Below are 12,285 nucleotides of genomic sequence, written 5' to 3'. Positions count from 1 at the left end.
TAACCCCCTATATATTTAAATTGACCAATCGAGTGATTCTAAGAATGCATATACATCCTGATGAACCTTCTCTCGCTCTTTATCAAGCGTGATAACATGGCCCGATTCTTCATACCACTTTAAATGTTTTTCATCTGTCTCTACTTCGTTATAAATAATGTTTGCACTGTCTGTATTAATCATATGATCATGACGTGCCTGAACAACAAAAGTAGGTGAATAAATCATGTCAACATTGTTTCTGACATCTGCAATGAGTTCTTGAAGGCCTTTGAGCGTACCCATTGGTGTTTTCTTGAACTCTTCCATCTCTTGCTCAATTTGATCCTCTGACTTACCCTCGAATTTTTTATAGTTACGGGCATAATCTAGTACACCCTGGTACATGACTTCTTCACTTTTTATGTACATAGGTGCACACATAGGTACAATTCCCTTTACAGGTACAGTGTAACCTAATTTCAATGAAAAAACTCCTCCGAGGGATAGTCCGCAGACCGCAATTTCCTCATAGCCTTCGTCTTTTAAAAATTGATAGCCTTCTTCTACATCTTTCCACCAATCTGTAGGACCTGTATGAACAAGCTCCTCTGGCGGTACACCGTGTCCTTTGTATTGAGGTGCATGGCATGTATAGCCTCTTTCATTCAAATAACGCCCAAGCATGCGAACATCGGCTGTATTCCCAGTAAAACCGTGAAGAAGAAGCACCGCCTTTTCTCCACCTTTAAACGTAAATGGTTTTGGTGTAACAACTTTCATGATGTGACTTCCTTTCCTTCTGATATGGTTTATATTTTCCACTTGTATGTATGAAACAAACACAAAAGAGTGCTGATAATAAAAAAAGGTCTGAAAAAAGATCAGACCTTCTGTTACTCGCGCCTACACGCCTAAATATGCCAATGCAAGTGTTAAAATGAAGAAAAGCACTGACAAAATGACAGTTAATCGGTGAAGAATCAAGTCAAGACCTCTCGCTTTTTGCTTACCGAAAAGCTGCTCGGCTCCACCTGAAATAGCGCCTGACAGTCCTGCACTTTTACTTGATTGTAATAATACAACGATGATAAGTGCGATACTGACAATTACGAGTAATGTGATAACAAATGCGTGCATGAAAACACCTCCAGACAAACTGGTACACATAACTTTATTTTACATGAAAACAAGGTGCATGTCACGAAACATCAAAATAAAGATTTCCTATATATTGTCGACTTTATTTGTCATTTTGATTCAATTTCGCTCCAATGGATTGTATGCAGCATTTTTTATATGCAATTTTTGAGGTTAAAAAGCGTTTTTAGCGAGTTGCTTCTTCTTTTAAGAGCTGTTTTAATTCTACTAACAACCGTTCAGCTCCTTCAGGACTCAGCACGACGTTACCATTTCCATAGCTTTTGTTGTATTTCGTTATTTGGCCAGTTAATAAGCAGCTCTTATCTGCATCATATTTTTTCAGCATAATGGTTTGATCTTCGATGAAAATTTCTAACAGCTGCTCTTCTTTTATATTGAGTACCTTTCGCATTTCTGAAGGCAGAACAATTCTGCCAAGCGAATCGATGTGTCTTACCATTCCAGTTCTTTTCAATGAAGCCGCCTCCTTAATGATCATACAATGATTTCATTTATTGACTTTTGTCAACATCTTCATAGTAAAATAAATCTTCAAATTTTTTATCAAAGTAATGAATCATTTTGCCAATGACAAGCTGTCCTGGCTTCCGGTGACCATTCAATACCCTGCTGAGTGTGGCAGGAGAGATGCCAATTTCATCTGCGAGCTGATTTAAAGACATATCGTTTTCGATCATATACTGCATCACAAAAGCCCGCCTGATCTGAATCTTTTCGACCATCATTACAACCTCCTATAGGATCAATATGTACAACATGTAGGATTCTCACATCTCTCGGATTCATTAACTTATGTCAACACTTTTACGCCCTTTCTATTTCCTTTGGTCAATGATCATACTAAAATAAGTCATATACTGAAATGTGAGGTTCGATGACATGAATCACTTTGGTGAACAATTACGCATTTTAAGAGAGAATAGAAAGATGTCTGTCAATCAACTCGCCATGTATTCAGGCGTAAGCGCTGCCGGTATTTCTCGGATTGAGAATGGAAAGCGTGGTGTGCCAAAGCCTTTAACCATAAAAAAATTAGCACGCGCTTTGAAGGTGCCTTATGAGGATTTAATGCTGCTTGCCGGTTATATTGAACAGGAAAAAGTGCATGAAATGAAACCGAAATATGAATCCATATTAAAAATCTATCAAACGGCGCTTCAAAAGGATGTAGAACATCTCCCTATTTTCGATGGAGACCAATGGGAAACACTCACCGCACAAGACATCAGCCAGCTGAATCAATACTTTCTCACGCTCATTAACCAAAAAAAGGCGAACAAATAGCGGGGCATAAACATAAGATACATCCACCATTAACTAATGTCAATATTTTCATGGTACACTTATTGCCAATAGTCAACAAATCGAGTACACTAGAGATAACTAATCTTTAACCATGTGAGGTTTTGAGTTGATGAACTTCGGTGCATATTTAAGAGCATTACGTGAGAAAAGGAAACTATCGGTGAACCAATTAGCGATGTATTCAGAGGTCAGCGCTGCTGGTATTTCTCGGATTGAAAACGGGAAACGCGGCATTCCGAAACCTCCTACAATTAAAAAACTAGCAGGTGCATTAAAAGTACCTTATGAGGACATGATGCAGGCTGCAGGGTATATTGAAGAAGCATCTTCTGCCTATGTCATAAAGGAAGAAGAAACGGCTTTTACCCAAATAAAAGAAGCAGCAGAGCAATATGAACTTGATGATCTAGAAATATTTAATGGGGACATATGGTCCACCCTTTCTAAACATGAAATAGAGGATTTAAACCGCTATTTGTTATTTCTACTAAACAGCCGTTCGTCATCGTAAAATGTTTTGATCATTGACAAGCTTTTTGCGCCGATTTTTGACAGAATTACGGTATAATGGGTTCAGATTGGAGTGAAGAAAGATGAATCAATCTGATATGTGCCCGCGGTTTGAAAAAGCAGTTGAGTTATTAAGTAAACGCTGGGTGGCACTGATTGTTTTTCAGCTTCTCTCAGGTTCGCAGCGCTTTAGTGAAATCGAAGCAGCTCTGACCAATTTAAGCGGAAGGGTTTTATCTGAGAGATTAAAAGAGCTGGAAGCAGCAGGCATTGTAAAACGGGAGGTTTTTGCTGAAACACCCGTGCGTATTGAGTATTCATTAACTGATATGGGGCGCTCACTTGCACCCGTTTTTGAGGAAATTGCGAAGTGGTCCTCTGAATGGATCACACTTGAATCATAAATGTCTCCTGTTGTGAGCCGCCTAATCATGATAAAAAAACCTCCCCTACAGATGTAGAGGAGGTTTTGTCTTTTCAAGCATTTATGCGGACGTCATGTTTTTTTCAGCTAATGCCTTGCTTTCTTTTTTCTTGTTGGTTGGGCTTAAATAGCGTTCAAGCCAGCCCATGACAAGGTCGGCAATAATGGCCATGAGCGCAGTTGGAATAGCACCTGCTAAAATAATGGCTGTTCCGTTTGTCGCGTTTGATCCTCTGATGATAATATCACCAAGTCCTCCAGCACCAACAAATGTCCCAATCGCTGTAATACCGATTGCGATCACAAGTGCGGTTCTTAAACCAGCCATAATGACAGATAAAGCAAGCGGTAATTCAACCATTCTCAGCACTTGCCATTTCGTCATGCCCATCGCTTTCCCCGATTCTAAATAGGCATGCTCAATGCTGACAATACCTGTGTACGTGTTACGGATAATCGGCAGAAGCGAATATAAAAAGAGTGATAAGATGACTGTATTTGCACCAAGTCCTAATACAAGCATCAACACAGAAAGCATCGCTAACGCTGGAATGGTTTGAATGACATTGGTTATCGCGAACACCCAATTGCTCAGTTTGCGGTAATGCGCCACAAAGATGCCGACTGGTATTCCGACAATTGCCGCAAACAATACCCCATACGCTGACATGAGGAAATGCCGGTAAAATTCTTCTAACACATATGAACCGTTCTGTTGATAATACGCCCATAATTGCTGTAGTGTGTCCATCAGCTCTGACACCTCCCAATCTTACTCAAAGTAATTGTGTTTCTTTAGAAAATCTCTCGCAACAGTCGCTGGTTCTTTTAGTTCTCCATCGACTTGATAATTGAGCTCTTGCATTTGTTCGGTATCGATTTTTCCAATCAACCTGTTGATCACCTTGTCCAGTCCTGGATTTTCTTTTAATACTTTCTCAGGGACAACTGGTGATGCATCGTATGGTGGGAAGAATCGTTTATCATCTTTTAAGATTTTGAGATTATACGCTTTGATCCGGCCATCTGTTGAATAGGCAAGCACAATATCCATTTTTTCATTTTTCAATGCGTCATAGACTAGACCGATCTGCATCGGAAAAGTGCTTCCAAATTCAATTCCGTATGTTTTCACAAACCCTTCGTAACCGTCACCTTTCTTTTTCAGCCAAATATTATCCACACCGAAGCGATAATTTTTGGCATTCTTTTTTAAATCAGAGACTGTTTCTAGGTTGTTTTCCTTCGCCATCTTCTGCGTCACAGCAAAGGCATACGTATTATCAAACCCATAGGAATCAAACCATTTGTAATCATAGCGTTTTTTGAATTCTTTCTGGACGATTTCCATTGCACGCTTTGGATCTTTTTCTGCATCCATTCCTAGCGTACTTGTTAAATCCGTGCCTGTATATCGTGTTGCTGAAATGTCGACATCACCGTTTTCCATTGCTTTTTGCTGCACCGTATTTGAGCCTAAATTCTTCACAATGGTTGTCTTTTTATCTGTGTAATGCTCAATGATGTCTCCCACCATATAGGCCATAATTTCTGATTCTGTAAAGTTTTGTGCACCGATTCGCAGCGTGCTCCCTGAAGAGCCGGCTAGTCCAGGAAGTGAACAGCCACTTATGAATAGCAAGCATCCGGCAAGCAGTGCACTGATCCATTTTGTTTTTCGATTCTTCACATGAGCCAACTCCTTATGAAACTTCCTTCAAACCTTTTAAGCCTTCTGGTGTTACTTTTTTCTCAAGCTTCATCAATGTAAGGTCAATGATGACCGCTAAAATAGTGACAGGGATTGCACCCGCAATAATGTATTCCGGCTGGTAAAGCTGAAGCCCAATTAAAATGTAGTCACCAAGACCGCCTCCACCGATAAAAGCAGCAAGTGTTGTCCACCCAATTAAATAAATCGTTGAGGTTCTGACACCTGCCATAATGACCGGAACAGCAAGCGGCAGTTCCACAAGACGAATTTGTTCCCATGTCGTCATGCCAATTCCTTTTCCAGATTCAAGCAAGTTTTTGTTCACACCTTGAACACCGGCATACGTATTTCTTAAAATAGGCAAAACGGAATAGAAAAATAGCGCAACGATCGCAGGTATTTTTCCAACTCCCAAAATAGGAATAAAAAATGCAAGAATCGCTAAACTAGGGAGTGTTTGAAAGATATTCACGATGCCGATGACAAAACCGGCGCCTCTTTTCATTCGTGTAAGAATGACGCCTAAAGGAACGGCCACGATAATGCCTAACACAACGGCAATTAAAGAAATGTATAAATGCTCCCACATTTTTGTGAGGAGTTCCCCACCATTTTTCTCAAGAAAATCGATGATTTGATCCATGTGTACACCTCCCTTAGTTCATTTCAGTGACAGCCTCCGGGGTATCTTCTCCCCAAATAGAGTCATATACGACATCTACAAGACTTGCACGTGTGACGATGCCTTTTAAGTGCCCTTTTGCATCGACAACCGGTACATATTTAATGCCGCGTATTAAGATCTTTCGGACAGTATCTCTAAGGAGTGCACCTTCTTGTACTGTATAAAATTCTGTATTTAAAATATCGCCAACGAAGGCTGCTTTTCTGCGGTTTGCATCGATGGTTTCAATGTCGATATAGCCTTTCAGCACATGATTTTCATCAACGACAAGCAGGGAATCAACCCGCTTTTCTCTCATAATAAAGATGGCATCTGTCAACGTTTTTTCGACGGTAATTGTGACTGGGGACGTGTTCATCATTTGTTCCACACGTTCCATATTCGGATTTGACTGAAGCAGACGTTCTTTCCCGATGAATTCTTCTACGAATTCGTTCGCAGGATTACGTAAAATATCATCAGGCGTGCCCACTTGGATAATCTCTCCATCTTTTAAAATGACAATGCGGTCTGCAAGTTTAATCGCTTCATCCATGTCATGTGTGACGAATACGATTGTTTTATTTAACGTTTTTTGCAGTTTCTTAAATTCTTCCTGCAATGAATCTCTTGTAATTGGGTCAAGTGCTCCAAATGGTTCATCCATCAGGATTAAAGGGGGTTCTGCTGCGAGTGCGCGAAGAACGCCGATACGCTGCTGCTGTCCTCCACTGAGTTCATGAGGGTAACGCTCTAAGTATTCCGGCCCCATGTCGACGAGTTTGAGCAATTCACGCGCTCGTTCTTTTCGTTTTTCTTCCGGCCACTTCAGCAGCTTCGGCACAAGGGAAATGTTTTGTGCGATGGTCATATGAGGGAAAAGTCCAATTTGCTGAATCACATAACCAATTTCTCTTCTTAATTGGACTGGATCTTTTTTCATAATGTTTTCTCCCTCGATGAATATGTTTCCTGAGGAAGGTTCAATCAGTCGGTTAATCATCTTCATGGTTGTCGTTTTACCACAGCCACTCGGTCCAATAAAACAAATAAATTCTCCTTTTGCTATTTCTAAATCAATATTTTTGACAGCTTTTTTTCCGCCTTTATACGTCTTAGATACATTCTCTAGTTTCAGCAAATGAGACACCTCCAATTAGTCGGATATATATTTTCAGAAAATTTACACCTTATTTATTATAGTGCAAACTTTATAAAATAAAAAGTTTACGATGTGTTTGTATTGCATAAGATTTATTTAAAATTTTCAGTTAACGGCCTGATATGTAGCGATCCCTCCTTTTTCCTCCAACTTACGAGCAAATACTCAATATTTATTGTTTTCATCAACAAACAGGTATATGATATATTGTGTTACAAATTGTCAGTCGTGAAGGGATGAAGCGGGGAATGGACAAGCAAGCGTTAGGCGCCATTCAAAAAGCACAGGATCATTATATTGAAAAAGCTGCCGAGAACATGAATGCCTTTGGTCTTTCTGCCACAGTGGGTAGAGTGCTTGGTATCATTCATATGAACCGTAAACCAATGACGCTCGGTGAGCTCTCAGAGGCGACCGGCATGAGCAAAACAAGAATGAGTCAAGTCGTTCGAGAAATGCTTGATTTGAATATTGCTGAAAAGGTTTATGAAAAAGGAATACGCAAAGATTTATATGACGTTGAGCAAGATCAATATCAAACCTTTATTTCATTGTTTGCAGCCAATTGGTCACGTGTTGTCAGCAAAAATCGCAAGGCACATAAGAAGACATGCAAGGAATTGCTGGAGCTGCTTGAACAAGATGACCTGCCAGAAGAAACAGTAGATAAAATCAATCTTCTTCTTTCAGAAATCAAGGAAAGTCTCGATTATTATGACTGGATTAGCCGTTTAATTGAGTTCTTTGAAAGTGAAGAAGTATTTCAACATGTGCCAAAACCTTAAAAAAAGCTGTTTTATTTTACAATTTTGTAGAAAAAAACAGCTTTTTTATATACACTTATGACATCAGCATTGGGAACATCCCTTTGATGCCTGCGCCTATCATCTCAACTGCCACAACAGCTAGAATCAATCCCATTAATCGTGTCACGACATTCATCTCTGTTTTCCCCATTTTTCGCATAATGAAACTCGAATAATGAAATGCATAATAGGTCATGGCAAGTACGACCACAATGCCAATAAGAATTGCAAGCAGATGAAGCGTTACTTGGTGGCTTCCTGGGGTTAAGCTCATGACGGTCGCAATTGTACCAGGTCCTGCAATGATCGGAATGGCGAGTGGGGTCACCGAAACATCAGCCTTCTCTTTGCTTTCTGCCTTTTCATCCGAATGAGGGTTTTGAACATGTGATTCTTTTGCATTTAGCAAATTGTAAGCGATACCAAAAATAAAAATACCTCCGGCGATACGGAGTGCATGGATATCAATGCCAAACAATTTGAAAATGAGCCTGCCTGCCAAAAGAAAGGCAATCAAAATCATAAAAGACACAACAATCGCTTTTTTGGCCGTCTGGGATCGTTCTTTTTCTGAGTAGCCTTCTGTTAAAGTGATAAAAAGAGGCACGTTTCCAATGGGGTTTGAGACAGCAAATAGTGACACAATGACATGAATCATAAAGGAAATCAACAGACACCCTCCTTTTTTCATAGTGTCTGCTAATCTGATCCGAATATTCCCTTGTTCTGTTAAAACCTGGTTTGTTTTAACCGATGATAATAGAGGTTTAACGAAAGGGGAATAGAACATGAAAAAAAACATCACGATCATTGTCTTGTCTGTGATCATCCTAGGTGCAACTGGCTGGATTGTGTGGCAGCAGCAGTCGCTCACCGCATCAGAGAATAAACACCAGCAAGAAATGAGAAAGAATGATGAGCAGCTGACACAATTAAAGTCAGAAGGAACGGATATGAAAGATGAAATGGATGGTCAAAAAAAGGAATTGTCCACCGTCACAAACAAGCTGAAGAAAGAAAAGAAGGCGCATCAAAAAGAAATCAAACAGCGTAAAGCACTTGAATTGAAAATAGACCAGCTTCAAAAAGAACTGGCATCAGCGAAAGCAACGGCTCAAGCGAATAAGCAGGCAGCACAAACGACTAGGAAAGCCACTGTCAAAAAAGACCCAAATGTCACCCATCATCCTCCTTCTCAATGGGTGCAGGATCAATATGATTGGGGTGTTAAACAAGGGTATATCAAAGAATAGAGAGGATGAAATGATTTGATACAGATTCGGCCATTGTCTCATGATCAATCTGTTCCTATGGATCTTTTACTATTAGCTGACCCTTCAACTGAAAAAGTCCTTGCCTATGTACAATCTGGTTCTTGTTATGTTGCTTTTCATAAACAGGACATGATTGGTGTGTATGTTCTTACGCCTCTGTCTCAGCAGACAGTGGAAATCATGAATGTCGCCGTGAAGGAGTCATGGCAAGGTAGAGGAATTGGGAAGCAGCTGATCCGCCATGCTATTTCAGAAGCCAAGGCAGCTGGCTTTCATACAATTGAAATTGGCACAGGCAACTCTAGTATTCAGCAGCTCGCCCTTTATCAAAAATGCGGTTTTCGCATGGCGTCTATCGATCACGATTTCTTTCTGAAGCACTATGATGAACCGATTTATGAGAACGGTATTCAGTGTATGGATATGGTGCGGTTGTCACTCGTTCTTCAAGCAGACTGACTTCATTCAGCCTGCTTTTTTTATGTTCTGCTCTTTTTCACTGCATGAATCACATATTGAATCAAGAAGTAGAGAGCGGCACCCGCTAAAAAACAGACCACGCACCCAAAGAGCGTTGCCTCTGAGCTGAATTGATACTGTTCAATTTTCATGATATAAAATGGCATACCAAAGAGAGTTGGACTTGATTCAACATGATGAACCTCTAGCAGCATTAAAAATACTGGCGTCATAAACACAGCAAACACATAAAGCATCGCAAGCGTTAAGCCGCTAGAAAACGAATGAAATACTTTAACCATTTAGTTCTCTCCTTTCATCTCTTTTAAACTGGTGATGATATTTTTCCCGTCTGGGCAAGCTGGATGCAGCATCACTGTATTTAATAAAGAAAAAAGCAGCAATGGATGCGTCAATGGATGCCCCCACATGAAGAAAAGCACACCCGAGCAGATCACTGGAAACACAGGACCTGCAAGTGCCACCATCACATTAAAACCCGGCCGTGAAAATTTCTCATGGACAATCGACACGTGCTTCCAATCGATCATCACCACATAATCAAAGATGGGTCTTTTTTCGATTTTGTTGCACACCATCACCATCAGGATATGTCCGAGTTCATGAATGAGCACAACGGCTATTAAGCAAAATAAAAGCGTCATCATCGCACAATCGGCCTCTTTAGCATGGCAGCATATATGAAGATGAAGAATGCGGCTGAACAAGCCATATAGGCAGTTGAGAGCAGCTGAGTATTTGCTGAAAGCCACTGGACTAAAAGCATATCCAACATACTGAACACAGCAATCATCATCACGATCACAAACAGTTTATTAAAATCACTAATCTTCACGACAAACCCGACACATGCTGCCATGACAGTAATCAATAAAATGGACAAGCTTGCCAAACCGTGCCCTTCACTTTCAACCCCAATCATGAAATAAGCAAGCCCGATATAGACAAAATAAATCAATATATTCATTGTGTAATAAAATAAAATTCTTGATAATAAATAGGCACCCTTTGATGTATTTAACATAAAAATGGCTCGCTGATGGAGATGATATTCCCTGCCAATCATGAGCGGTAGCATAATAAGGATCTCCTTTAAGGCAAACTGCACAATAAAAGCATACAGCCAGCCAGTCTCTGCCGGAGTAAAGATGAATGGGAGACCTATCGTGAAACAGACAAGAAACAGGAACAAAATACCTTGTTCTTTAAACACAGCTGATCGGCTAAAATAAACAAGCTCCTGCCGCAGATGTGTGAAAAATGAAGAATCCGATCTAATTTTTTGGTAAGAAAACGACTTCACCTCTACCTTTAGCTGCAAAAACATCCGATTGACATAACAAGCCGCCAACCCTTTCAGCCAAAACCACCCTGCACATAGAAAGATCATCAGAAATACAAGATAGATAGACGGCCATACGTGAATCATCTCAACCGCTTTTTGAAAAAGGAGAAACACGAAAGCACCGAGCGTCACAAATCCAATCGTTTGCAGCAGTAAATGCTCTTTTGTTTTTGATATAAAATGGCTCACACCAATGCGTATCAGCATCCAAGAAGCAAGCGTATAGAGCGCCAATCCACTGCAAGTGATCCCCACCACAATGATCCAATACAAAGATAGTGTAACGCCGCTAATGATCAGTCCTAATAGGATGGGTAAAAAAAGCAGACCAAGCATGATGAAACAAAACAGCACTGGAAAGAAATACACACAAAGGACAAATGAGACACTTTGCATCGCACTATTCAAAAAGAAGAACTGATACTCTTGACGCTTCATTTTATGACGGGAAAAGACAATACCTGCTCCCAAAAGCAGCAGGGTCATTTTCACAAATTGAAGGTATAAAGCAACTGGTTCGCTCTCCCCTACTTGCATAAAAAAACGCAGGCTCATGACAACGTATATGGCGTAGATCAGCAATAAAAAAACGGCTGCGGCGAGAAGCTGCAAAGGATATTTTTTGCCGAGCTGCTTGATTTTCGTTGTGAGCATGCCCCATTCTATTTTATGAAGAACGTGTCGTGTCCAAGTCATTGAGCAACCTCTCCACCTGCATATAGTAATCTTGATTCACTTCTTTATAAATATCCTCAAGTGCTTGATGAGGGAATGTTTTGTTTGTTTCTTGACGTGACATATCCAGCTTGATATCACCGTTTCTTAAGATCATAAGGTGGTCATACAATGTCTCACCAAAGCCCAAATGATGGGTTGAAATGAGGATGCCTGCCCCTTGATCTCTCAGCTTCATGAGCACCTTTTTTAAGATGATCATCATATCTGGATCAAGTCCATTTGTTGGCTCGTCGAATACATAATAATCACAAGGCCTAAGGAGCTGTGAAATGATTTGGGTTTTCTTTTGATTGCCATGAGACAGCTGGGCAATTGGCTGATCCATATAAGGTTTCAGCTCAAAAAGATCGATGAATGTCTCTTCTCGAGGTCCATTTAATTTATCTGGAAGCTGGAGTAAATGGAAATATTCTCTCGGCGTTAAATAATCAAACAAAGCATGATCATCAGGAATATAGGAAACATGTTCTTTCAAAAAGGAGATATGTGCTGAGGATTGAAAATTCAGCTGTTTACCATGTAAAGAGACAACCCCCTTAAATGGTGTCAGTCCAAACATAGACTGAATCATCGTGGTTTTTCCTGCACCATTATGCCCCAAAAGCAGAAGCATACATCCTTTCTCCACATTTAACTGAATATTGCGGAGAGAAAAGGTGCGGCTATACGTTTTTTCTGTTAATTGTAATGACAGCATCATGTCCCTCCATTTATTTCAGA

At 40.2% G+C, this 12,285-nt stretch carries 19 protein-coding genes; 6 read left to right on the top strand and 13 right to left on the bottom strand.

What is annotated here, in order from left to right:
• Positions 1–15: 15 nt before the first annotated feature.
• The 4 genes from EBQ12_RS07945 to EBQ12_RS07930 all read right to left on the bottom strand — a co-directional run bounded on the left by EBQ12_RS07945 (position 16) and on the right by EBQ12_RS07930 (position 1,868).
• On the bottom strand, positions 16–762 hold the full coding sequence (locus tag EBQ12_RS07945) for an alpha/beta hydrolase (protein WP_039963774.1): 747 nt from the start codon (positions 760–762) through the stop codon (positions 16–18).
• Positions 763–885: 123 nt separating this feature from the next.
• Positions 886–1,119 (bottom strand): preprotein translocase subunit SecG, encoded by a 234-nt coding sequence (gene secG / locus EBQ12_RS07940; protein ID WP_003212746.1) that lies wholly within the window; start codon positions 1,117–1,119, stop codon positions 886–888.
• A 187-nt stretch (positions 1,120–1,306) separates the two neighbouring features.
• Complete coding sequence (locus tag EBQ12_RS07935) at positions 1,307–1,597, bottom strand: AbrB/MazE/SpoVT family DNA-binding domain-containing protein (protein ID WP_008347666.1); 291 nt, start codon at positions 1,595–1,597, stop codon at positions 1,307–1,309.
• 37 nt (positions 1,598–1,634) lie between these two features.
• The gene (locus tag EBQ12_RS07930; protein WP_008347669.1) at positions 1,635–1,868 is read right to left on the bottom strand and encodes a helix-turn-helix domain-containing protein; all 234 of its coding nucleotides are present in this window, start codon (positions 1,866–1,868) and stop codon (positions 1,635–1,637) included.
• Positions 1,869–2,022: 154 nt separating this feature from the next.
• On the opposite strand from EBQ12_RS07930, the gene EBQ12_RS07925 reads away from it, so the two are divergent.
• The 3 genes from EBQ12_RS07925 (at position 2,023) to EBQ12_RS07915 (ending at position 3,362) form a co-directional block, all read left to right on the top strand.
• Positions 2,023–2,427 carry a helix-turn-helix domain-containing protein gene (locus EBQ12_RS07925; RefSeq protein WP_007500204.1) on the top strand — a complete coding sequence of 135 codons (405 nt, stop codon included), beginning with the start codon at positions 2,023–2,025 and terminating at the stop codon, positions 2,425–2,427.
• A 130-nt stretch (positions 2,428–2,557) separates the two neighbouring features.
• On the top strand, positions 2,558–2,959 hold the full coding sequence (locus EBQ12_RS07920; protein WP_008347673.1) for a helix-turn-helix domain-containing protein: 402 nt from the start codon (positions 2,558–2,560) through the stop codon (positions 2,957–2,959).
• Between the two features lie 82 nt (positions 2,960–3,041).
• Positions 3,042–3,362, top strand: coding sequence for a winged helix-turn-helix transcriptional regulator (locus EBQ12_RS07915; RefSeq protein WP_007500199.1), 321 nt, complete (start codon positions 3,042–3,044; stop codon positions 3,360–3,362).
• 81 nt (positions 3,363–3,443) lie between these two features.
• Here EBQ12_RS07915 and EBQ12_RS07910 read toward each other — a convergent pair whose 3' ends face one another.
• From EBQ12_RS07910 to EBQ12_RS07895, 4 genes are read right to left on the bottom strand one after another with little or no spacing between them, the layout of a single operon-like run.
• Positions 3,444–4,133: an ABC transporter permease gene (locus EBQ12_RS07910; RefSeq protein ID WP_008347676.1), complete on the bottom strand. Its 690-nt coding sequence runs from the start codon at positions 4,131–4,133 to the stop codon at positions 3,444–3,446.
• Between the two features lie 21 nt (positions 4,134–4,154).
• On the bottom strand, positions 4,155–5,072 hold the full coding sequence (locus EBQ12_RS07905) for an osmoprotectant ABC transporter substrate-binding protein (protein ID WP_008347678.1): 918 nt from the start codon (positions 5,070–5,072) through the stop codon (positions 4,155–4,157).
• A gap of 13 nt (positions 5,073–5,085) precedes the next feature.
• Positions 5,086–5,739 (bottom strand): ABC transporter permease, encoded by a 654-nt coding sequence (locus tag EBQ12_RS07900; RefSeq protein ID WP_024719832.1) that lies wholly within the window; start codon positions 5,737–5,739, stop codon positions 5,086–5,088.
• A 13-nt stretch (positions 5,740–5,752) separates the two neighbouring features.
• Positions 5,753–6,901 carry a betaine/proline/choline family ABC transporter ATP-binding protein gene (locus EBQ12_RS07895; protein ID WP_079920175.1) on the bottom strand — a complete coding sequence of 383 codons (1,149 nt, stop codon included), beginning with the start codon at positions 6,899–6,901 and terminating at the stop codon, positions 5,753–5,755.
• Between the two features lie 269 nt (positions 6,902–7,170).
• Between EBQ12_RS07895 and EBQ12_RS07890 the strand changes: the two genes are divergently transcribed.
• Positions 7,171–7,707, top strand: coding sequence for a GbsR/MarR family transcriptional regulator (locus EBQ12_RS07890; protein WP_017359221.1), 537 nt, complete (start codon positions 7,171–7,173; stop codon positions 7,705–7,707).
• Between the two features lie 55 nt (positions 7,708–7,762).
• On the opposite strand, the gene EBQ12_RS07885 is transcribed toward EBQ12_RS07890, so the two are convergent.
• Positions 7,763–8,398, bottom strand: a complete 636-nt coding sequence (locus tag EBQ12_RS07885; RefSeq protein WP_024719834.1) for a MarC family protein — start codon at positions 8,396–8,398, stop codon at positions 7,763–7,765.
• 118 nt (positions 8,399–8,516) lie between these two features.
• Here EBQ12_RS07885 and EBQ12_RS07880 point away from each other — a divergent pair, with 118 nt between their 5' ends.
• On the top strand, positions 8,517–8,981 hold the full coding sequence (locus EBQ12_RS07880; protein ID WP_096881867.1) for a hypothetical protein: 465 nt from the start codon (positions 8,517–8,519) through the stop codon (positions 8,979–8,981).
• Positions 8,982–8,996: 15 nt separating this feature from the next.
• Positions 8,997–9,461, top strand: coding sequence for a GNAT family N-acetyltransferase (locus EBQ12_RS07875; protein ID WP_017359218.1), 465 nt, complete (start codon positions 8,997–8,999; stop codon positions 9,459–9,461).
• A 20-nt stretch (positions 9,462–9,481) separates the two neighbouring features.
• Here the strand turns inward: EBQ12_RS07875 and EBQ12_RS07870 are convergent, their stop codons facing one another.
• The 4 genes from EBQ12_RS07870 to EBQ12_RS07855 are packed head-to-tail and all read right to left on the bottom strand — an operon-like array spanning position 9,482 to position 12,262.
• Positions 9,482–9,763: a hypothetical protein gene (locus EBQ12_RS07870; protein ID WP_008347692.1), complete on the bottom strand. Its 282-nt coding sequence runs from the start codon at positions 9,761–9,763 to the stop codon at positions 9,482–9,484.
• Entirely contained in the window at positions 9,764–10,129 is a 366-nt protein-coding gene (locus EBQ12_RS07865) for a zinc metalloprotease (RefSeq protein ID WP_125589639.1), read from the bottom strand.
• Positions 10,126–11,523 (bottom strand): hypothetical protein, encoded by a 1,398-nt coding sequence (locus EBQ12_RS07860; protein WP_125589638.1) that lies wholly within the window; start codon positions 11,521–11,523, stop codon positions 10,126–10,128. Before EBQ12_RS07860 ends, EBQ12_RS07865 begins: the two co-directional genes overlap by 4 nt.
• On the bottom strand, positions 11,495–12,262 hold the full coding sequence (locus EBQ12_RS07855) for an ATP-binding cassette domain-containing protein (RefSeq protein WP_125589636.1): 768 nt from the start codon (positions 12,260–12,262) through the stop codon (positions 11,495–11,497). Before EBQ12_RS07855 ends, EBQ12_RS07860 begins: the two co-directional genes overlap by 29 nt.
• Between the last annotated feature and the right edge of the window lie 23 nt (positions 12,263–12,285).

Origin of the sequence: Bacillus sp. 2B09 (genome assembly GCF_003946835.1) — a bacterium.
GTDB lineage: Bacteria > Bacillota > Bacilli > Bacillales > Bacillaceae > Bacillus > Bacillus altitudinis.
Note: the sequence above shows the minus strand (reverse complement) of the source record. Positions and strands in the feature narration are given on the sequence as shown.

Coding starts and splice junctions, on each gene's coding strand:
- EBQ12_RS07945 (WP_039963774.1), bottom strand. CDS start 762: ATGAAAGTTGTTACACCAAAACCATTTACGTTTAAAGGTGGAGAAAAG.
- secG (WP_003212746.1), bottom strand. CDS start 1,119: ATGCACGCATTTGTTATCACATTACTCGTAATTGTCAGTATCGCACTT.
- EBQ12_RS07930 (WP_008347669.1), bottom strand. CDS start 1,868: ATGATGGTCGAAAAGATTCAGATCAGGCGGGCTTTTGTGATGCAGTAT.
- EBQ12_RS07925 (WP_007500204.1), top strand. CDS start 2,023: ATGAATCACTTTGGTGAACAATTACGCATTTTAAGAGAGAATAGAAAG.
- EBQ12_RS07920 (WP_008347673.1), top strand. CDS start 2,558: ATGAACTTCGGTGCATATTTAAGAGCATTACGTGAGAAAAGGAAACTA.
- EBQ12_RS07915 (WP_007500199.1), top strand. CDS start 3,042: ATGAATCAATCTGATATGTGCCCGCGGTTTGAAAAAGCAGTTGAGTTA.
- EBQ12_RS07910 (WP_008347676.1), bottom strand. CDS start 4,133: ATGGACACACTACAGCAATTATGGGCGTATTATCAACAGAACGGTTCA.
- EBQ12_RS07900 (WP_024719832.1), bottom strand. CDS start 5,739: ATGGATCAAATCATCGATTTTCTTGAGAAAAATGGTGGGGAACTCCTC.
- EBQ12_RS07890 (WP_017359221.1), top strand. CDS start 7,171: ATGGACAAGCAAGCGTTAGGCGCCATTCAAAAAGCACAGGATCATTAT.
- EBQ12_RS07880 (WP_096881867.1), top strand. CDS start 8,517: ATGAAAAAAAACATCACGATCATTGTCTTGTCTGTGATCATCCTAGGT.
- EBQ12_RS07870 (WP_008347692.1), bottom strand. CDS start 9,763: ATGGTTAAAGTATTTCATTCGTTTTCTAGCGGCTTAACGCTTGCGATG.
- EBQ12_RS07865 (WP_125589639.1), bottom strand. CDS start 10,129: ATGATGACGCTTTTATTTTGCTTAATAGCCGTTGTGCTCATTCATGAA.
- EBQ12_RS07860 (WP_125589638.1), bottom strand. CDS start 11,523: ATGACTTGGACACGACACGTTCTTCATAAAATAGAATGGGGCATGCTC.
- EBQ12_RS07855 (WP_125589636.1), bottom strand. CDS start 12,262: ATGCTGTCATTACAATTAACAGAAAAAACGTATAGCCGCACCTTTTCT.